Genomic DNA, 20978 nt, shown 5'->3' with positions numbered 1-20978 from the left:
ACTTTAGGGCTATGTATAGTTTTGCATAAGAATAGGGTTTGGGTTATTAACTTTAATTGACCCTAGCAAAAAGTTGAATTCCTGCCCTTAAACCAATTATTGTGCCTCGATATAAACTAGACAACGATGGAAAACAGTGCGTAATGGCTTGTTACAGCCTTTTTTATGGTGTTAGTGTGTTTTTTCGAAAGAATAAAAATGAGGAAGATTGTCCAAATGTTATCGGATATGAAACATATGGACAAGAGGTGAAATGATTGAAACTGACGATAAAGTGAAAAGAAAGTGATGCTCAGAATAGCGGTTTATATATTCCCTATATAGTCTTCCAGGTTGACACTTCTATCCAGTTGTAGTTTTTTTCTTAGGCGGTACCTATTCGTGTGCACGGACTCTACAGAGATGGCCAGTAAACTTGCCATTTCCTTACTTGACATATTCAATTTGATCAAGGCGCACAGTCTGTGGTCATTATGGTTGAGTTTTGGGAATTTGGCCTTCAATCGCTCATAGAATCCAGTGTTAATCTGGATAAACCGCTTTTCGAACTCATCCCAATTTCGGGTAGAATGAAAGTCGATATTTTTTATCAATGTGTTGACAGGCGTCTTTTGGTCATCTTTTTTAAGTTCCTTGAGCTGTGTCTTGATGTCCATTAGCAGCTGATCCTTTTCGATCAATTGCACCGTACTGGCGATAAGCTCCTTGTTCTTGATTTCTAATACCTCTTGGGCTTTTTGGACATCCAAGGATTGCTTTTTCTTAAGGTATTCTTTTTCAGCTTTGAATTTTTTGGTTCGATTACGGATATATACTCCGCCGATAAATGCACCAAATACAATGATAATGGCCAATATCACCTTTTGAAGAAAGGACACGCGGTCTTTATGCTCCAAGGTTTCGAGCCGTTGTTGCTGGAGGAGTTCTTCCTGCTTTTCCTTTTCTAAGCGAAAGAGGTCCTGTATTTCCAACAAACCGGTATTGCTGGGGCTTCTGCTGTCAAAAAACTGATCATCCAAGCTTTTGGCTTCTCCCAAGCTGATATAGGCATTTTTGAAATCCCCTATTTGTGCATATAGATCAGATAGTTTTTTGTGTACCAGGGAAGAGAAATCGATGTGGCTATGGTATTTGGCTGATGTTTCTATGGACTGCAAGTAATAATTTTCACTTGCTTGAAAGTCCTTTTGTACTTTGTAATAGTCTGCCAAATAAGCATATACCAGCACGAGATAGCTCGGTGTGTTTTTTTGAAACCAAGGTATGATTTCTTTCGATATGGAAATGGCTTTTTCGGGGTCTCCGGTTTCTGACAGGACATAGCCTTTTTCAAAGAAAATATAAGGGGATTCTACAGGCGTAACGGTAGGGGGCAGTATCTGAAAGCAACTGTCCAAGTACTTTTTGGCCTCAAAGGGCATTTGGTTTTGTCGGTAAAGGGCCACCATTCCCAGGTAGTTGTTGATCAGTTCATTTTTATGGATCTCACCGGCCTCGATAAGTTTCTTGTTGATATCAAGGGCAATGTTCAGGTAATTGAGTGATTTGTTGATCTTTTTATAGTACCCGTAGGTTTGGCCGATTTTATAGTAGATGGTTCCTCTGGCATATTCTAAGTTGGCCTTCGTCGCCAAGTCGAGCGCTTCCCAGTATCCATCGTAAGCCATTTTATAGCGAGCGTGGTTTCCATGGATATTGGAGATACGGTTGATGATGTCGATGGCGCCGAGGGTGTCGCCTTTACGGAGTAGGTCGGATTTACATTGCTGGAAGAGCTTTAAGGAGGCTTCCGGATCAATGGTTTTTAAACTATCCCCTTCGATACACCGGCCTTTTTTATAAATCCCTTGAGGAGGAAACTGCTTGGCAGTGATTGGTTCAGCGAGTACCAACAAAGATAATAAGGCCATTAAAAGGTTTATTGGCCGTATATCTTGAAATTTACTGGAGATTAAATGGATTGGGTTCATGTTAATTAATCTAGTAGATTGTCAGATGTAAGTTAGACAGCTTTGGAAATAGTCTAGTAGCTGGTATGTTTTTTTTGGATGGTCATATGTCTCTTTACTATTGTATTTTTCTAAAATTTTAATGGTCAATTCGGAATATGGATTAATTTTTTGTTAGTAAGTAAGTTTTAAATTTATAGAATTGTCCAGTAATTTAAATAAGGATGTTTAGGGTTTTATTGTACTGTACAGTTTTTGTCTAGGAGGAGTATTGCCGTGGTTTATGGATTTACCATCATTTTAGGGGAACAGATTTATTGCCTGACGGCTATTTAATGATTTAAATAACTTGAAATAACCTTAAAATACGATGAACAGAAAATTAACCATGGCGCTAGTAGGAGGGCTGACAATTACCATGAATGTCTTTGCCCAAGAGCAGTCATCCAAAGCGTTTCCATTTGTCTTACCTAAAGAAAAGCCGGATATCGAACTCAGTGCAGCGTTGGAAAGAAATTACGATGCCTACCCCGCGCCCAGGCCAGAAGACAATGAACTGTACAGCCAGTTTAAATATACAGAATTAAAGGGCTTCGATTATAACGGCCACGACGGGACCATTTCAAGAAGGGATCCTTCTAAAGTGATTTTTGCGAATGGCCAATATTACGTTTGGTATACATACAGAAATACACCTGTACCTCCCCAGGGTGCCGAAAAGTCCAATGACACCATTCCGTCGTCAGATTGGGACCTCTCGGAGATTTGGTATGCTACCAGTAAGGACGGTGTCCATTGGGAAGAACAGGGCGTAGCAGTGCCGAGACCTCCTAAGCCACAAGTGGGATGGCGCTCAGTGACGACTACGGATATATTGGAATGGGAAGGAAAATACTACCTGTACTATCAAGGCTTTATGGAGGCAAGTGGCAAGCGGGGAGATGACTGTCCAGTGGCCGTTTCCTATGCCGACTCGCCTGACGGTCCTTGGACGCCGTACAATGAAATCGTCATTCCCAATGGAGGAGAAGGAGAATGGGATCAGTTTTCCATTCACGACCCACAACCTATTGTGCATGATGGTAAAATTTACTTATACTACAAGTCTGATTTTGATGGTGATCCTAATTTGGTAAGGATGCAAGGACTGGCCTTAGCCGATCACCCACTTGGTCCATTCAGAAAACATCCATTGAATCCGGTTATCAATAGTGGACATGAGACCACACTTTTTCCGTTCAAAGAAGGCATCGCTGCTCTGGTCATAAAAGATGGAAATGAGCATTTTACCATTCAATATGCAGAAGATGGAGTGAACTTTGAAATTGCTTCGATTACCAATTTAATGCCGACTGCCGCTGGTCCTTTTATGCCAGATGCTTTTACGGATACGGATTATGGCAAAGGCATCACTTGGGGCATTTCACATATCACAAATGCCACCGATTGGGAGCATAATCACGCTATCCTGCTAAGGTTTGATTGCGACCTGAGCTTGGATATCCATGACCCGGAAATGAAAAAGCATAATTACTACTATAAGCCTGAATTTTATTACCAACATGGTCTGAGCACGAAACAGCAAGAGAGAATTGCCGAAGAAAATGCACGGGTAAGGAAAGGTGATAAATAGAAGTTGATGATACTACCCATAAATTGTTTCCGAAAATTTCTGGTGCTGGTGGCGGCACTGTGCAGTGCCTCAAATGTAGTTGGACAACAAAAAAAGCCCAATATCGTGCTGTTGTTCAGCGATGATGCAGGGTATTATGATTTTGGCTTCCAAGGAAACAGTGGCTTTCCAACACCCTATCTGGATGAGTTTGCAGATGAAAGCGTTGAGCTCGACCAATTTTATGTTACTGCTGCGGTTTGTGGCCCTTCTAGAGCTGGATTGTTAACAGGTAAATACCAGCAACGCTTCGGTTTTGAAGAAAATAATGTCCCTGGGATTATGAGTGATTCTGGACTAACTGGAGATGAAATGGGATTGCCCATAGGCTTAAATACTATTGCAGATCATCTCAGGCCATTGGGCTACCGGTCCATGGTCATAGGGAAGTGGCACATGGGAAATGCAGATAAATTCCATCCATTGAACCGCGGATTTGATGAATTTTATGGGTTTCGTGGGGGCGCCAGAAGTTTTTGGCCCTTGGATGAAGGCCAAAAAGCCAGTCGACCCGAAGACCGAATAGAGCGTGGCTTTGGGGAGTTTAAAGAGCCGGAGCGGTACTTGACAGATGTATTTGCCGATGAAGCTTGTCGTTTTATCCGTGATAATAGAGACAAACCTTTTTTTCTTTACTTGTCTTTTAATGCCGTTCATACACCACTGGAGGCCAAAGAAGAGGATTTGGTCATGATAGAGGGGCTTTCAGGAAAACGAAAAAAAATGGCTGCCATGACCTTGGCAATGGATAGGGCTTGCGGACAGGTGCTGAACCAGCTCAAAGAGTTAGGTCTGGACGAAAATACCCTAGTGGTCTTTACCAATGATAATGGTGGCCCTACTGATGCCAGTGCCGCCAATAACTATCCCCTTAGCGGGACTAAAGCCAATCACTTGGAAGGGGGAATCCGGGTTCCATGTCTAGTAAGGTACCCGGCGGGGCTTTCCGGGAGGAGCTCCTATTCATTTCCCACTTCCACATTGGATCTTTTGCCTACCTTTTATGCAGCAGCGGGGGGAGATCCTGAGGTGTTGGAGGGAAGCGATGGAGTGAATCTATTGCCTTATCTGTCAGGGGAGATTGCTGAAAGGCCCCATGATAAATTATTCTGGAAAAAGGAGAATCGAGGGGCCATTCGAAAGGGAGACTGGAAATTATTGCGTTTTCCAGACCGTCCCGCGGAATTGTACAATATCCGTCAAGATGAAAGAGAAGAGAAAAACCTGGCCTATGACCATCCCGATATGGTGCGTGAGCTATACAAGGAGCTTTTCGAGTGGGAGCTTTCACTAGAGCGTCCTTTATGGCAACTAAAAAGGGAGTATGAAGGAAAAGGGATGGAGCGGATGGACAGATACCGGACACAATACCCTGAAAATTGAACTGGATACCCAGCTTTAACACCTTGTCATAATGCAATATCCCGAATTAATTTCCTTTACTGCCTACCCAAAAGGTCTTTTCGATATTGGCCTGGACTCTTTCCTGTTTGTTGTTTGAATAATCTGGACATATAGCTGACATATTCAAATCCGGTTTTCTCGGCGATTATGGGCAGGGGGTCATTGGTGGTGGCCAGCAGTACTTGGGCCCTTTCTATTTTTCGGGATTGTATATATTTCAATGGCCGAATACCAAAGGTCTTTTGGAAGATACTGGAAAAGTAGTCTGTACTTAAATTGACTGCATCGGCGACTTCCTGAACGGTAAGGTCCCTGTGTAGGTTTTTACGGATGAATTTAGCAGATTCCTGGATTTTACCTTCGCTAATAGAGGGCTGCTCAGATATTTTGGTATGCCGTATAAACCGGGACAAAAGGAGTTGTAGCAGGCCATGGGTTTCTAAGGATTTAGAAGGAGGCATTTCTTGGTTTTTTACTTTGAAACTTTCAAGCTCAGGATACCTGTCATATACCTTAGGGTCATCATTGATCAAGTTTCTGCCTGGATTGATTTCTATTATTCGTTTGAAAATCAACTCGTCAGCAGGTACTGCAGGTACTTCATAGCTAAAGTTAAAGTGGTCAAAGACAGAACCAGCGTCTCCGATGTCTTCGACGACCCCCAAGTAATATTGGACCTGGAAATATTCACAAAAATACCGTCCAAAAGTAAAGCTAGGAATAAGGTATAGATGGCCAGGTTTGAGGTTGAATACTTCATTGGAATGGTTTACTATACCCGAACCATCTTTGATTAGATATAGGCGATAAAAAGGGCTGATCACATTGTCAAAATTCCATCTGTTGTCGAGCCTAGCTTTGCCGGCGTGGAGCAATTGTAACTGTAAGGAGTTTAATTTCATGTTTTGTTGCTGAATATCGGAAATGTATATTTTTTAATCGAATAACTATAATAGAATTAAATTCCAATTAAGAATATTTGTAAAAGTATAAAAAACAATAAAACCCATTTATGAAAAGTTATATACGTTTAATATTTTTCTTGATCAATATTATATTTTGGTCGTGTTCGGAGCCGATTCCTCCCGAAATAGAAGAAGTGTATAATGACCTTCCTGAGCAATTGGATTTTAATGCGGATGTAAAACCGATACTTTCAGACAAATGTTTTGCCTGTCATGGCCCGGACAAGGGGACGATAAAAGCGGGGTTGCAGCTGCATATGGCAGAGACTGCACATGGTTCAGGTGATTCTGGAGAGCGTGCCATCGTACCGGGGAAACCAGGGAAAAGCGAGGTCGTCAGACGCATATTGAGCCAAGATGAAAATGTGGTGATGCCAAGTCCCGAATCCAACCTTTCACTAACAGACCGGGAAAAGGCGATATTGGTAAAGTGGATAAAAGATGGAGCTGAATTTGAGCCCCATTGGGCTTTTAAAAAGCCTGAAAAGAAAGAAGTACCGAAAGTGGATGATGAAGAGATGGTCCATAACGATATTGATCGTTTTGTCCTGTCAAAGTTAGAGAAGAAAGGACTGTCTTTTGTCGAAGAAGAGGAAAGGCCGCTTTTGCTTCGGCGTTTGTCGCTGGACCTGACCGGACTTCCTCCAAGTCCAGCCGAAATAGAGGCGTTTGTAAACGACCAGTCTCCCAATGCTTATGAAAAGCAAGTAGACCGGTTATTGGAGTCGCCACACTATGGTGAGAAGATGGCCATGGACTGGATGGATGTGGCCAGATATGCCGACACGTATGGGTATCAAGTAGACCGTTACCGAGACATGAGTCCGTGGAGGACTTGGGTCATTGAGTCTTTCAATGAAAATATGTCCTATGACCAGTTCTTGAGTTGGCAGATCGCAGGGGATTTATATCCTGATCCGACCAAAGAGATGCTGTTGGCTACTGGTTTTAACCGGCTTCATCCCCAAAATATGGAAGGTGGTATTGTGGATGAGGAGTTTAGGGTAGAGTATGTGGCTGACCGGGCATCCGTATTGGGCCAAGGAGCTATGGCGATGACCATGGCCTGTGCCCGCTGCCATGATCACAAATACGATCCCATTTCCCAAAAGAACTTTTTCGAATTTTATGCCTATTTCAATAACCTTAATGAGACAGGGCAGATTTCATGGGATGCCGGAGATACCCCTGTCCCCAATATGCTTTGGCCCAATGAAAAGCAGGAAAAGGTCTTGGCTTACCTAGAGGAGATGGAGAAGAATGATGAGAACAAACTCAAAAAAGCAGCTGAAGAAGGGAAAACACAAGCGGAAGAATGGATAGAGAACCAAGAATATCAGAAAATCTCCCTTTCGGATTTGGAAGGAAGGGCAGGCCGGTTTGACCTTAACGGTAACCTGACCAATACCGTCACGGGAAAATCAGGAAAGATGGACAGGAATGCCACGAAAGGTGAGCAGCCTACTTTTGTGGAAGGCCGGTCAGGAAAAGCATTGAAAATTGATGGAGATGCTTGGCTTGACCTTAAGCCTGTCGGAATATACAAGCGAAATGAAGCTTTCAGTATTGGGATGTGGGTCCATCTTCCGGATTCACTGAAAGAAGGTGTGCTCTTCCATAAAAACAAAGGAGCCCGACTGCACAGTTATAAAGGATACCACCTGTATTTAAGGGACAATAAACTAGAGCTACTAATGGCCCATACCTGGCCGGATAATGCAATTGAGAAACATTCGGTGCAGGAAATCCCCAGGGAAAAGTGGATCCATGTAGCGATGACTTATGATGGTAGCAGTCAGGCAGAAGGACTTAAGCTATTTATGAACGGTGAAGAAATGGAGATGACTGTCGTCAACGACAACCTCTATAAGGACATTATATTTGGGAACTATGAAGACCAAATCTATAAAGATCCAATAGAACCCGGCCTGAAAATCGGCGGAAGATGGAGGGGCTTTGGCATCCGCAATGCAATGGTGGATGAAATTCAGGTATATGGTAGGCAGCTGACAGGCCTTGAGGTACTCGCTTGGGCAGGAAAAGAGCCCCCTCGGATGCTCGAAAAAACATCCGATCAACTATCGGGGACAGAAAAGGAGCTATTATACGAATATTACCTAAAACAGGTTTATCGTCCCTATCAAGAGGTAGAAAAAGAGTTGATGCAAACGCGGACGGCCTTGGTGGACAGTACTGAGCAGGTACCAGAGGTCATGATCATGAAGGAGATGGAAAATAGGCGTCAGTCCTATCTCCTGGAAAGGGGATTGTACAGTGAGCATGGAGAGGAGGTCCAGCCGGATGTTCCAGAAAGGATATTGCCCATGCCAGAGGATTACCCAAAAAACAGGCTTGGATTGGCCAAATGGCTTTTTCATCCTGACCATCCACTCACCTCTAGGGTGGCGGTCAACCGATATTGGCAAAATTTCTTTGGTAGGGGGATTGTGAAGACCAGTGAGGACTTTGGCAACCAAGGAGAGCTGCCTTCCCACCCTGCCTTATTGGATTATCTGGCGATAAGTTTTAGAGAAAGTGGCTGGGATGTGAAAGCCCTTAACAAGCAGATCGTTATGTCAGCGACTTACAGGCAGTCGTCTAAAGTAGCTGAGGAAATAAGAAAGAATGATCCTGACAATACCTACCTTGCCAGAGGACCAAAAGTACGTCTGAGCAGTGAAATGATCCGTGATAATGGGTTGGCGGCGAGTGGTTTACTTGTAGAAAAGATAGGGGGCAAAAGCGTCCGTCCTTACCAGCCAGAAGGATTATGGGCCATGAATGCAGATACCTATGTGCAGGATACCGGCGATAAACTTTACAGGAGGTCTTTATATACCTTATGGAAAAGAACGGTGCCCAATCCCACCCAATCGACATTTGACCAGCCTAACAGGAGTGAGTGTACCGTAAGGAGACAAAAGACCAATACGCCGCTACAGGCCTTGGTATTGTTGAATGACCCTACTTTCGTGGAGATTTCTAAAAAGCTGGGCGAAGAAATGGCCAAGGAAGCTGAAAATGAAACCGCCATTAGTCGGACGTTCATCAAACTCACCGGTAGGGAGCCGAAAACAGAGGAGCTTCGGTTACTTACCGAACTCAAGGAAAAAGAATACGAGAAATTCGCCAACAATCCTCAAAAAGCCAAAGGATGGCTGGAGGCAGGCGAGTACCAGGTAGATCCCCAACTGGATCTGCTGGACATAGCCGCCAATGCAGTTGTGGCCAGCGTAATCATTAATTCAGATGCAGCAATAACAAAAAGATAACCTATGTGTCACCATCATGATATCTTGCGCTCCTCCGATCAGGAGATGCAACAAGAAGAAAAAAAGATAGATAGAAGGCAGTTTTTGACCAGGACCTCTCTAGGGCTGGGAGCAGCTGCTTTGGGAAGCCTGTTTGGGGCGGACAAGCTATTTGCCCGAAACAGTGGCTTGCCACCGGTGGGCAATGGTGGATTACCGGGGCTTCCCCACCATCTCCCCAAAGCCAAACGTGTCATTTACCTCTTTATGAGCGGAGGGCCGTCCCAGTTTGAAACATTTGACTATAAACCGGCCTTGTCGGATATGTTTGGAAAAGAACTCCCTCCGAGTGTCAGGGGAGAGCAGCGGTTGACGGGGATGAGTGCCCAGCAGTCGTCGCTGCCGATTGCGCCGAGTGCCTATAAATTTGACCAATATGGGGAAAGTAGGGCTTGGGTAAGTGAGCTGATGCCCCATACCGCCGAAGTGGTGGATGACCTGTGTTTTATAAAGTCAATGCAAACCGAACAGATTAACCATGACCCTGCCATTACTTTCTTCCAGACAGGACACCAGTTGCCGGGCAGGCCATCCATCGGCTCTTGGGTCAGCTATGGCCTAGGTTCATCCAATGAAAACCTGCCCACATTTATTGTCCTTAATTCAAAAAATGCAGGAGGTCAGCCCATTTATTCCAGGTTATGGGGCAATGGCTTTTTGCCGACCCAGCACCAAGGTGTCCAGTTTAGGTCTGGTAAGGAACCCGTGTTGTTTCTCAACAATCCAGAAAATTACGATGGCGAGGACCGGGCAAAAATGTTGGATTACCTCAAACAATTAAATGAGATTCAACATAGTGCCTATGGTGATCCGGAGATATTAGGGAGAATAGCCCAATATGAGATGTCCTATAGGATGCAGACCTCTGTGCCTGAAATCACCGACATGTCCGACGAGCCTGAGCATATTTTTGATATGTATGGAAAGGACAGTCGGGATTCCGGTACTTATGCGGCAAATTGTCTCATGGCAAGAAGGCTATTGGAGAAAGGGGTGAAATTCGTACAACTTTACCATAGAGGATGGGATCAGCATAATTATTTGCCAGGAGGCATTCGAAATCAATGTAAGAATACCGATCAGGCCACCGCAGCCCTGATCAAGGACCTTAAACAACGGGGGATGCTTGAGGATACCTTGGTGATCTGGGGAGGTGAATTTGGGCGGACGGTATATTCCCAAGGAAAATTGACGCCTGATAATTACGGAAGAGACCACCATCCCCGGTGCTTTACCATGTGGATGGCCGGTGCGGGAGTGAAGCCTGGATTTACCTATGGAGCTACGGATGATTTTAGTTATAATGTAACTGAAAACCCGGTGCATGTCCATGATTTTCATGCTACCCTATTGCACCTGCTAGGGGTGGACCATGAAAAACTTATTTTCAAGCACCAAGGCCGTCGTTTTAGACTCACCGATGTAGGGGGGCATGTAGTAAAAGATATTTTAGCATAATGATAAACTCAAGGAGAAAATTTATAGAAAACACGGCCATGGCCCTAAGTGCAGCGAGTATGTTTCCCAATATCAGTCTGGGGATGGGAAAATCCACTCGACTGGAAGATCAAATCGTCGGACACGGAGACTATAGATATAAAGTAAACCGGGACTGGGCCAAGATAGGCTTGGCTCAAACTTCCCTCCTCAATTGCCATGAAATGGTCATTGACAGTAAAGGTAGGCTCCTGATGATAGGAGACCATACGGATAACAATATCTTGGTTTTTGATAAGTCGGGAAAACTGCTGGATTATTGGGGGACACAATACCCCGGAGGGCACGGACTTACCATCCATGATGAAGGGGGAGAGGATGTGCTTTATATTGCGGATTGTGGCTGGTTCATGGACAGAAATGGAGCCATGCAGCGACAGGCAGGTTTTGTATCGAAAACCGATATAAATGGAAGGCTGATTTTTAACCTACCAGATCCGCATACTATCGGGGTCTACAAGGAGGACGAGCCATTTATGCCTACCGAGATAGCTGTAGGCCCCAATGGGGATATTTACGTGGCTGATGGATATGGATCAGATTATATCATTCAATATGACCATAAAGGCCAATATAAACGGCATTTTGGCGGCCATCACAATGAAAATGCAACTGAAAATCTGCAGAATGCCCATGGCATAGCCATAGACTACCGAGGTGAGAAACCGGTGCTGGTATGTACCTCGCGGACTGAAAATTGCTTCAAGTATTTTACCTTGGAGGGAGAATATATCAAGACGGTGGAATTACCAGGGCTTTATGTTTGCCGACCTGTCTTTGATGATGACAACCTGTACGCAGGTGTTTGCTGGAGCAAGACCAAGGACGAAAACAAAGGTTGGGTACGTGATACGGGGTTTGTTACGGTGATGGAAGGAAATAGGGTCGTCTCCAACCCCGGAGGCAGTTCACCATCCTATGAAAATGGAGAACTACAACAAATGTATAGGGCTGAGACGCCCATTTTTAACCATGGCCATGATGTATGTGTGGATGAGGACAAGAACCTATATGTGTGCCAGTGGAATGCCCACCATACGCCGCCCATTAAACTAGAAAGGATATAACGATGGATTGGTCGCAGTTTATAGGAAGGTTTCACCCTTTGGTGGTGCACCTTCCGATAGGTTTCTTACTATTTGGTTTATTACTGGAATTGGTCGCGGTATTCAGGAAGTCCAAGGAGCCTGATCTCAGGAAGGTGACTGCTTGGTCTTATTTGGCCGGTTCGGTAGGAGCACTGATGAGTGCACTGATCGGCCTATTGCTTGCCCAAGGTGGTGGCTACGAGGCAGGCGCTTTATCATTGCATAAATGGATGGGATTTGCCTTAGTGGTGTTGACCGCTGTTTTGTATTGGTCAAAGTCCAAGAAGTGGGATAAAAAAAGCCCAGTAATTGCCTATGGGCTGGTAGCGGTTTCCTTTATCTTGGTTTCCCTGACAGGACATTTGGGCGGAAACTTGACCCATGGGTCTGATTATTTATTGGCTCATGCACCTGCTCCCATTAAGAGATTGGCGGGGATGTCTCCGAATGGAAATAGCCAAAACACATTGCCGGGCAATTCAGATTCTATTTTGGTGTTTTCCCATATCATTCAGCCAATTCTGGAAGAGAAATGTACCGGATGCCATAATCCCTCCAAAGCAAAAGGAGGGCTTGATTTGAGCAGTTATGAGGCCATACAATCAGGAGGGGACGAAGGGAGCGTTTTGTCTGGTAGTTCGAGCTTGGAAAGTGAGCTTGTACACCGGGTGACACTGCCTACGGACAATGAAAAATACATGCCACCACAAGGAAACGGCTTATCTTATGGAGAGATAGCGCTATTGAAGTGGTGGGTATCCCAAGGGGCTACTGACAGCTTAAAACTGGCAGGTGAAGAGCTCCCTCAGGAAATAATAGCCGTGATGGACCGGGATTATGGGGTAGATGCCAGTCCCCGTTCCTTTATAGAAAAATTGCTCCCACCTGAGGTGGACGATGAAAAAATTGCACAAGCAAATGAAACTGGACTGATGGTGTCCAGGCTTACGCCTGACAGTCAAATACTGGAACTAAGGATGACGTCAAATAAGCTTACATCCTCTGCACCTGGCCTATTGGAAGATATGGCCCGGAATATCGTGTATGCGGATTTTTCTGGAGCTAAGCTGTCTCCTGAAGACGTTGGAGCGATAGGCAAGATGCAAAACCTGATCCGAATTGACCTTCGGCACTCCAATGTGTCTGATGAACAAATGGAAACCTTGGCCAATTTACCCCATTTGGAGGTGGTCAATGTATATGGCACAGGTATCTCAAAAGCAGGATTTGACGCATTGGCAAAGACACCTCAAAAACTGAAAATTTACCTATGGAAAACAGCAGTGAGCAACGAAGAATTACAAACCCTTCGTCAGGATTATCCTCATTTAGAGCTCATCGGAGGGGCGAATGAAAAGATGAAAAGTAGCTAAATACATGAGCAGATAGCTGCGACGGCTTGTACGACCCAAATCAACTAATCATTCTTTCAGCCTATCTTGCCGAATGGAGGGATGGGCTACTGCGGTTTCCAATGTACAAATCGGGGCAAAGTGCCAGCGGCACGATAAATTTAGTAACCTGCGGATTCATCCGCAGGAGCTTAAGCGCTCCTCAACTTCCCGAAGGAGTGCCAGCGGCACGGATGATAGCTATGCACACGAAAATTGTTCCCCTTCAAAACACTAAACGCATTTGCCCTGGCTACCTTGTTACTTTTTCCCTTCAGGTGAAAAAAGTAATTTGATTATACGCTTTATTGCCAGTAGGTTTTATTTCCCACGGAACACCCAGGATGAAATAAAGCTTTTCTGAGATTTCCATGTTTTCTGTGAGCACCTATTTAATTTCCCTGTGATTACTGGTGTCATTTCGGGATAATCATAAAAAAGTAACTCCTTTTGTACAATTGTGAGAGATATGTTTCTGGTCGTTTGACAAATGTTTTTTTTTTAAGTATCCGCTTGCCAGACCACTACCCCGTTCCCACCACCAATTAGGCTTTTTAACAGGGGTCTGGGTACTCAAAAAGTGAAGTGTCAGCTAAAATCCAGTCCGATTTGGATTTAATAGTGGTTTATCCAGTTTTTGTCTAGTGATCTTTTATGGGATAGTAGAGGTAATGTTCGAGTTTTAGATCAGTGAATAGGAAAGAAATAAAATCATTCCGGTTTCCTGTTCAGTATGCCAATAGCAGCAATTGGTAAATAATGGATACATGGTTTTTTGGCCAAGTATCCATAAAAAGTAAACTCAATTTAATAACCTCAAAAATATGTTTAGAATGAAATCTGTACTGCCACTTGTAGTATTATTGTCAGCAGTCATCGGATGTACACCATCCAGTCCCACCCAAGACCAGTCATCAGAAGAGCAATCCCTTCAGCATTATCCGGATTCGGTCTATGATTATTTGGCCATACCCAAAACAGATAAGCTAAGTGCGGCATCCAAGCGCGCCCTAAAGCGTAACTATGCCCAAGGACCGGAGTGGTTTATCGAATTTACCCATTCGGATCTCAAGGGTGATTTTGCCTATGAAGAAGGTGTCACCCGAAGGGATCCCAGTGACTTGATCAAAGTAGGGGACACCTATTATGTTTATTATACCAAAACGTCAGGGAAATCTTATGGGTTTGGGACGGGAGACCCTGAAAAGAAAGTCTTTCCATGGGACAAATCAGAGGTGTGGTATGCCACCTCCAAGGACGGTTGGACTTGGAATGAGCAAGGACTCGCAGTGGGCAGAGGTGAAGACGGTGCCTATGATGACCGTTCTGTATTTACTCCACAAGTGATGGTACACGAGGGGAAATATGTCTTGGTCTACCAGACCGTAAAAGCCCCCTATGTGAATAGGGTCAAGAACCAAGTAGGAATGGCAATTTCTGATAGCCCTGACGGCCCATTCGAAAAGTTAGATGCACCTATACTCTCACCTAGTGATGACGGTGAATGGCTTGGCGAAGAGGATACCCGCTTTAAAGTGACCAAACAAGGGTCTTTTGATAGTCATAAAGTACATGATCCCACACTTTTACATTACAAAGGAAAATTTCACCTCTATTATAAAGGGGAAAGAATGGGCGAAAAGAGAACCTTCGGTGGAAGGGAAATCAAGTGGGGAGTAGCCATCTCCGACAAGCTCACCGGCCCTTATACCAAGTCACCCTATAATCCCATTACCAACAGTGGACATGAGCTGTGTGTTTGGAAATATGACGGAGGGGTAGCGGCATTGATCATCACAGATGGCCCAGAGCGAAACACCATCCAATGGTCTCCTGATGGAATCAACTTCGAAATCAAGTCACATATAAAAGGTGGGCCTGAAGCTGCCGGACTGGATCAATCCTTGGATTTCGAAACTGGCCCAGTGGCTGCGCTCAAATGGGGGCTTACCCATGAATACGTTACTGGAGACTGGCAGGTCATCAAGCGCTTCGATGCCAAAAAGTCTTTTAATCCCTGATTATATCCTCCCTTGCCTCTGTGTCGCTACATATGTGTTAGCATTATGGCGATCAGTGGCAGTGATAGGAGTGATTTAAACCTAGTTTATAATAACAGAACGAGTAGAAAACATTATGAAAGCAGCATTTTATCAAGAAAAAGGAAAGTTCACTTTAGGAGATTCACCAGTACATAGTCCTGGTAAAGGCGAAGTAAGGCTTTCTGTTCAGTACTGTGGCGTTTGCGGCACCGACGTACACATCTTTCACGGGGTGATGGACAAGCGTGTAGGGCCTCCCCAAGTGATCGGCCATGAAGCTTCTGCGATTGTGGCGGAAGTTGGTGAAGGTGTTTCGGACATCAAGGTCGGTGATGAGGTAGCGGTACGCCCCTTAAGATTCGGAGCAGATCACCCATTTGACAAAGGCCATAAGCATGTCGGCAAAAACCTGAAGTTTATAGGAATAGATAGTGCAGGGGCATTTCAGCAAAACTGGGTAGTACCAGCATATACACTTCATAAACTTCCCGAAGGACTTAGCTTGAAGCATGGCGCATTTATAGAGCCCTTGTCAGTGGCCTGTCATGATGTGAAAATCGGTAGGGTAAAGCAAGGAGAAAATACCTTGGTAATAGGTGGAGGTCCCATCGGTACACTCATTGCCTATGTGCTAAAAGACAAGGGCGCCAATGTAATTATTTCCGAAGTAAACGAAAAGCGAATCAGCATGCTGAGGGAGCTTGGTTTTACCGTGGTGAATCCAATCGAACAAGACCTGAAAACAGCCATTTCTGATCTGACAGAAGAGAAAATGATCGACTGCGCCTTTGAGGTTTCTGGCTCTAAGCCAGGCGTGGAGGCGATGACCGAAGTGGTCAATGTCCGGGGAAGGATCGTCATGGTGGCCATACATGGCGGCGGGCCAAGGGAAGTTGACCTGTTTAAGTTTTTCTGGTCCGAAATTGAATTGCTTGGAGCCAGGCTTTATGAGGAAGAGGATTATGATGAAGCGCTTCATATCGCTGCTTCAGGAGCGGTGCCATTCGAAAAACTCATCACCAAGGTGGGAGGATTGGGACAGATCCAGGAGATCTTCGATGAGATCGACCAGAATCCTGCCGGGATGAAATACCTAATTGACATAAACCAATAAACCAACGAACGAATGAGTGTTTTAGATAAATTCAGTCTAAAGGGGAAGACAGCTTTGGTAACAGGCTGTAAGCGAGGGATCGGCAAAGCGATGGCTGAGGCCTTGGCAGATGCCGGAGCGGACATTGTCGGCGTAAGTGCTTCCCTGGAACTTGAGGGCAGTAATGTAGAGAAATCCATCAAAGATAGGGGACGTAAGTTCTCTGCGTATCAATGTGATTTTTCGGATAGGGAGTCCCTTTACCAGTTTATTTCAACTGTAAAAAAAGACCATCCCCAAATAGATATACTGATCAACAATGCAGGAACCATCTTGCGTAAGCCAGCAGCCGAGCATCCAGATGAGATGTGGGACAAGGTCATAGAAGTGAACCAGAACGCCCAGTTTATCCTGACGAGGGAGTTTGGGAGAGAAATGGTGGCCAGAGGAAGCGGGAAAGTGGTATTCACAGCGTCACTACTGACCTTTCAAGGTGGTATTACTGTTCCTGGTTATGCTGCCAGCAAGGGTGCGATCGGCCAGCTGACCATGGCATTTGCCAATGAGTGGGCCTCTAAAGGAGTAAATGTAAATGCCATTGCACCTGGATACATTAGTACCGATAATACGGAAGCCTTACGAAATGACCCTGATCGGTCCCAGTCCATACTCTCCAGAATACCTGCGGGACGGTGGGGCGAAGCAGAGGATTTTGGAGGCCCAGTGGTATTTTTGTGTTCGGAAGCTGCAGCTTATATGCATGGAAGTATCATGCTAGTGGATGGCGGCTGGATGGGCCGGTGATTGTTGTTTTTTAATCAACCATTAAACTAAATAACATGCAAGATTATCAATTATACATAAATGGAGAATGGGTAAATACCCCTTCTGGAAAAACTGCCGAAGTAATCAATCCATCGGATGAGACGGTGGTGGCCACTGTCCAAGATGGTGATGCCAACGACGCCCAAAGAGCTTTGGAAGCTGCTGAAAGTGCGCAGAAGGCATGGCGAAAGCTCCCCGCCAGGCAGCGAGCTGAATACCTGTATGCCTTTGCTGCGGAAATAAAAGCCAGAAAAAAGGAGCTTTCTGAATTGATCGTGAAGGAGCAGGGCAAGCTGATCGGTGTGGCAGAAATGGAAGTGGAAGTCACCGCCTCATTTATAGAATATGCCTGCGAATGGGCCCGTAGAATAGAAGGCGATTTGGTGCCTTCGGACAATGAGAATGAGCACATCTGGATTCATAAGATTCCCCGAGGTGTGGTAGTGGCCATTACGGCTTGGAATTTTCCCTTGGCACTGGCTGGACGGAAAATTGGGCCGGCTTTGGTAGCCGGAAATACCATCGTAGTAAAACCAACCACCGAAACGCCCCTTTCCACCTTGGAGCTTGGGAATATAGCTTCCAAGGTAGGTTTGCCGGCTGGTGTCCTTAATATCATTACCGGTCCAGGAAGGGAGATGGGAGGTGCCCTCGTCGCCAATCCTATTACCAAAATGGTTACCATGACGGGAAGTACACCCGTGGGGCAGCAAATCGCCAAATCTGCTGCTGAAAACCTTACCCATGTCCAGTTGGAGCTTGGTGGAAAAGCCCCGTTTATCGTTTTTGAAGATGCAGACATCGATGCAGCAGTGGATGCGGCGCTGCATTCACGGTTTGATAACTGTGGTCAAGTTTGTACCTGTAACGAGCGTTTGTACTTGCATGAAAATATTTATGACGCCTTCATGGAGAAGTTTATGGATAAGGTAAAGGCCATAAAGGTAGGTGATCCCATGGATCCCGATTCCGAGATGGGTCCCAAAGTGAACGCCAAAGAATTGGCCAATATGGAGAAGCTAGTGAAAGAGGCAGTGTCAGAAGGTGCTACCTTGCTCCTAGGGGGGAAAAGGCCAGAAGGCTCCCAGTTTGAAAAGGGGTATTGGTTTGAGCCAACTGTGCTGACAGATGTAGAACAGCACATGGGTATTGTCCATGATGAATCATTTGGGCCTATTTTGCCGGTGATAAAATTCAAGGACTTTGACCAAGTGATGGGATATGCCAATGACAGTGAGTTTGGGCTGGCAGCAATGGTCTTCACCAATGATATGAGCACCATCATGAAATGTAACGAAGAACTGGAGTTTGGAGAAATCTATGTAAACAGGGGACATGGTGAGCAGCACCAAGGTTTCCATAATGGTTACAAACTGAGTGGTACAGGAGGTGAGGATGGAAAGTACGGTTTCGAGCAGTACCTGGAAAAAAAGACCTTTTATGTGAAATTCAAAGTTTGAGGATGATGAGTAAAATAAAAGATATTACATGTCGGTTGTTTCAAGTACCTCTGCCAGAAGTGCTCAATGATGCCAAGCACGGAGATCATACCCATTTCGAGCTGATTACCACCACGATCAAGCTGGAAGATGGAAGCGTAGGAACCGGCTATAGCTATACAGGAGGCAAGGGAGGCCACGCTATCAAAGCAATGGTGGACCATGATCTGGCGCCAGCACTACTGGGGATGGATGGTACGGAGATCGATAAGATCTATGATTTTATGGAGTGGCATATCCACTATGTGGGCCGCGGGGGAGTGGCTTCCTTTGCCATTTCTACCATTGATATAGCCCTTTGGGATATAAAAGGAAAGCAAGCGGAATCCCCACTGTGGAAGATGGCGGGAGGCCATAACAATAAATGCAAAGCCTATCGCGGGGGGATCGACTTGCAGTTTCCCCTTCCCAAGCTGCTTGATAATATGAAAAGTTATTTGGAGGCGGGGTTCAATGCAGTGAAAATAAAAATAGGTAGGGAAAACCTGGAAGAAGACCTAGAGCGGATCAAGGCCGTGAGGGAGATTATTGGGCCAGATATTACGTTTATGGTGGATGCCAATTACTCGATGAGCCGGGAGAAGGCCATCAAGGCCTCCAATGCTTTTGAGCAATACAATATCCTTTGGTTTGAGGAACCTACCATCCCGGATGATTATAAAGGATATGGCCTGATAGCTGATGCTACCAACGTCCCTTTGGCAATGGGGGAAAACCTGCATACCATTCATGAGTTTGAATATGCAATGGAGCAGTCAAAACTGGGTTTTATCCAGCCTGATGCATCCAATTGTGGAGGAGTGACAGGTTGGTTACGGGCAGCACGTCTTGCCAAGGACTACAACATTCCTGCCTGCTCGCATGGTATGCAGGAACTACATGTGAGCTTAGTGTCAGCCCAAGAAAACAGTGGTTGGCTAGAAGTGCACAGTTTCCCAATTGATGAATATACCACGCGACCATTGGTCATTGAAAATCATATGGCCGTAGCTCCAGACGCAGCTGGGGTTGGAGTGGAGTTTGACTGGAGTAAACTGTCACCTTATGAGGTAGGTACAGTCACTAAGGCTAGAGATAAGCCCTTACAAATTTAGTTTAAGGGGTCAGCAGCCTAGACGCTTTCGGGCAGAAGGGTTGCTGTTTTTTTTGATTTTTATAAACCAAACCAATAACCCAAATGATCACAAAGAAAAAATTTGGCCAATATGAAGGTCAGGATGTATGGCTATATACCTTGGAAAACAACCGTGGGATGCAAGTAAAAATCATGACTTACGGCGCCACGGTGACGTCCATTTCCATACCCAATGAAGAGAATAGGATAGAACTGGCATGTGGATTTGATAACTTTGAAAGTTACTTTAGTGATGAATACAAGGCCAATTCCCCCTATTTTGGAAGCACGGTAGGCCGGTATGCTTCCAGGATTAAGGATGGAGCTTTTACCCTAGAGGGAAAGACCTACCAGCTAGCCACCAATGATGGCTCCAATCACCTTCATGGTGGGGTAAAGGGCTTTGATAAAAGAATATGGTCAGAGAAGGAGCTCCAATCCGACAGTAATTTGCTGGTGTTATCGCTGGCGGTAGAAGATGGTGAAGAAGGTTATCCTGGAAACGTAGATGTTGCCGTTCATTTTCACTTGACCGAAGAACAGGAGCTGGCCATTACTTATAAGGCTACCCCTGACAAGGATACACCTTTGGGCTTGACCAACCATACTTATTTTAACCTTTCAGGCTTTGAAGAAGATATCAAAGGCCACCGGATAGCTATCCAAACGCAAGATTATTTGGTTCCAGATGCCACTAATGTGCCTGTAGGGGAAGTAGCTTCTGTTTCAGGGTTTTCTTTCGATATAAGCAATGGGGTGCCTATGAATGAGGTGTTTAGACATCTGCCGGATGGTTTTGAGCACTATTTTACTTTTGGCGAGCCCAAGGACTTGGCTCGTAGGGCGGAAATTGCCCATGCACCTTCGGGTAGGAAGCTGACCGTGTCTACCACGGAGCCGGGGATGCTTTTTTATACAGGAATGTACACTTCCGACCAGTTAGCACGGGAAAATGGCGACCGCTTTGGGAAATTTCGGGCGTTTTGTTGCGAAACTCACCCTTACCCCAATGGGCCTAACTTGGAAAATGCCCCAGGAGCAGTCACGCCAGCCAATACGACCTATACCAGCCAGACTACTTTCAAGCTGGACTGGTAATAACTATTCACTTTACTAAAACGAAAAAAT

At 45.1% G+C, this 20978-nt stretch carries 14 protein-coding genes; 12 read left to right on the top strand and 2 right to left on the bottom strand.

Going from position 1 to position 20978, the window contains the following annotated elements:
• Positions 1-305: 305 nt before the first annotated feature.
• A complete protein-coding gene (locus FDP09_RS15975; protein ID WP_137403625.1) occupies positions 306-1910 on the bottom strand; it encodes a guanine nucleotide exchange factor domain-containing protein in 1605 nt (534 codons plus the stop codon).
• A 409-nt stretch (positions 1911-2319) separates the two neighbouring features.
• Between FDP09_RS15975 and FDP09_RS15970 the strand changes: the two genes are divergently transcribed.
• Together FDP09_RS15970 and FDP09_RS15965 are read left to right on the top strand one after the other, a co-directional pair.
• Positions 2320-3582 carry a glycoside hydrolase family 117 protein gene (locus tag FDP09_RS15970; RefSeq protein ID WP_137403624.1) on the top strand — a complete coding sequence of 421 codons (1263 nt, stop codon included), beginning with the start codon at positions 2320-2322 and terminating at the stop codon, positions 3580-3582.
• Between the two features lie 6 nt (positions 3583-3588).
• Positions 3589-5004, top strand: coding sequence for a sulfatase-like hydrolase/transferase (locus tag FDP09_RS15965; RefSeq protein WP_137403623.1), 1416 nt, complete (start codon positions 3589-3591; stop codon positions 5002-5004).
• A gap of 56 nt (positions 5005-5060) precedes the next feature.
• Here FDP09_RS15965 and FDP09_RS15960 read toward each other — a convergent pair whose 3' ends face one another.
• A complete protein-coding gene (locus FDP09_RS15960) occupies positions 5061-5927 on the bottom strand; it encodes an AraC family transcriptional regulator (RefSeq protein ID WP_137403622.1) in 867 nt (288 codons plus the stop codon).
• A 110-nt stretch (positions 5928-6037) separates the two neighbouring features.
• On the opposite strand from FDP09_RS15960, the gene FDP09_RS15955 reads away from it, so the two are divergent.
• From FDP09_RS15955 to FDP09_RS15910, 10 genes are all read left to right on the top strand, one after another.
• A complete protein-coding gene (locus FDP09_RS15955) occupies positions 6038-9262 on the top strand; it encodes a DUF1553 domain-containing protein (protein WP_137403621.1) in 3225 nt (1074 codons plus the stop codon).
• Between the two features lie 3 nt (positions 9263-9265).
• Positions 9266-10759: a DUF1501 domain-containing protein gene (locus FDP09_RS15950; protein WP_137403620.1), complete on the top strand. Its 1494-nt coding sequence runs from the start codon at positions 9266-9268 to the stop codon at positions 10757-10759.
• A complete protein-coding gene (locus FDP09_RS15945) occupies positions 10759-11865 on the top strand; it encodes an NHL repeat-containing protein (RefSeq protein ID WP_308421149.1) in 1107 nt (368 codons plus the stop codon). The genes FDP09_RS15950 and FDP09_RS15945 overlap by 1 nt, the downstream gene beginning before the upstream one ends.
• A gap of 2 nt (positions 11866-11867) precedes the next feature.
• Positions 11868-13259: a DUF2231 domain-containing protein gene (locus FDP09_RS15940; RefSeq protein WP_137403619.1), complete on the top strand. Its 1392-nt coding sequence runs from the start codon at positions 11868-11870 to the stop codon at positions 13257-13259.
• 842 nt (positions 13260-14101) lie between these two features.
• Positions 14102-15298 carry a glycoside hydrolase family 117 protein gene (locus FDP09_RS15935; RefSeq protein ID WP_229683417.1) on the top strand — a complete coding sequence of 399 codons (1197 nt, stop codon included), beginning with the start codon at positions 14102-14104 and terminating at the stop codon, positions 15296-15298.
• Positions 15299-15413: 115 nt separating this feature from the next.
• Entirely contained in the window at positions 15414-16433 is a 1020-nt protein-coding gene (locus tag FDP09_RS15930) for a zinc-dependent alcohol dehydrogenase (RefSeq protein WP_137403618.1), read from the top strand.
• A 12-nt stretch (positions 16434-16445) separates the two neighbouring features.
• Positions 16446-17216 (top strand): SDR family NAD(P)-dependent oxidoreductase, encoded by a 771-nt coding sequence (locus tag FDP09_RS15925; protein WP_137403617.1) that lies wholly within the window; start codon positions 16446-16448, stop codon positions 17214-17216.
• A 35-nt stretch (positions 17217-17251) separates the two neighbouring features.
• On the top strand, positions 17252-18697 hold the full coding sequence (aldA, locus tag FDP09_RS15920) for an aldehyde dehydrogenase (RefSeq protein ID WP_137403616.1): 1446 nt from the start codon (positions 17252-17254) through the stop codon (positions 18695-18697).
• A 2-nt stretch (positions 18698-18699) separates the two neighbouring features.
• Positions 18700-19830: a mandelate racemase/muconate lactonizing enzyme family protein gene (locus FDP09_RS15915; RefSeq protein WP_137403615.1), complete on the top strand. Its 1131-nt coding sequence runs from the start codon at positions 18700-18702 to the stop codon at positions 19828-19830.
• Between the two features lie 83 nt (positions 19831-19913).
• Positions 19914-20948 carry an aldose epimerase family protein gene (locus FDP09_RS15910; protein ID WP_137403614.1) on the top strand — a complete coding sequence of 345 codons (1035 nt, stop codon included), beginning with the start codon at positions 19914-19916 and terminating at the stop codon, positions 20946-20948.
• Positions 20949-20978 lie beyond the last annotated feature (30 nt).

The organism is Echinicola rosea (assembly GCF_005281475.1).
GTDB lineage: Bacteria > Bacteroidota > Bacteroidia > Cytophagales > Cyclobacteriaceae > Echinicola > Echinicola rosea.
The sequence above is the reverse complement of the archived record's forward strand: the minus strand, read 5'-3'. Positions and strand labels throughout refer to the sequence as shown.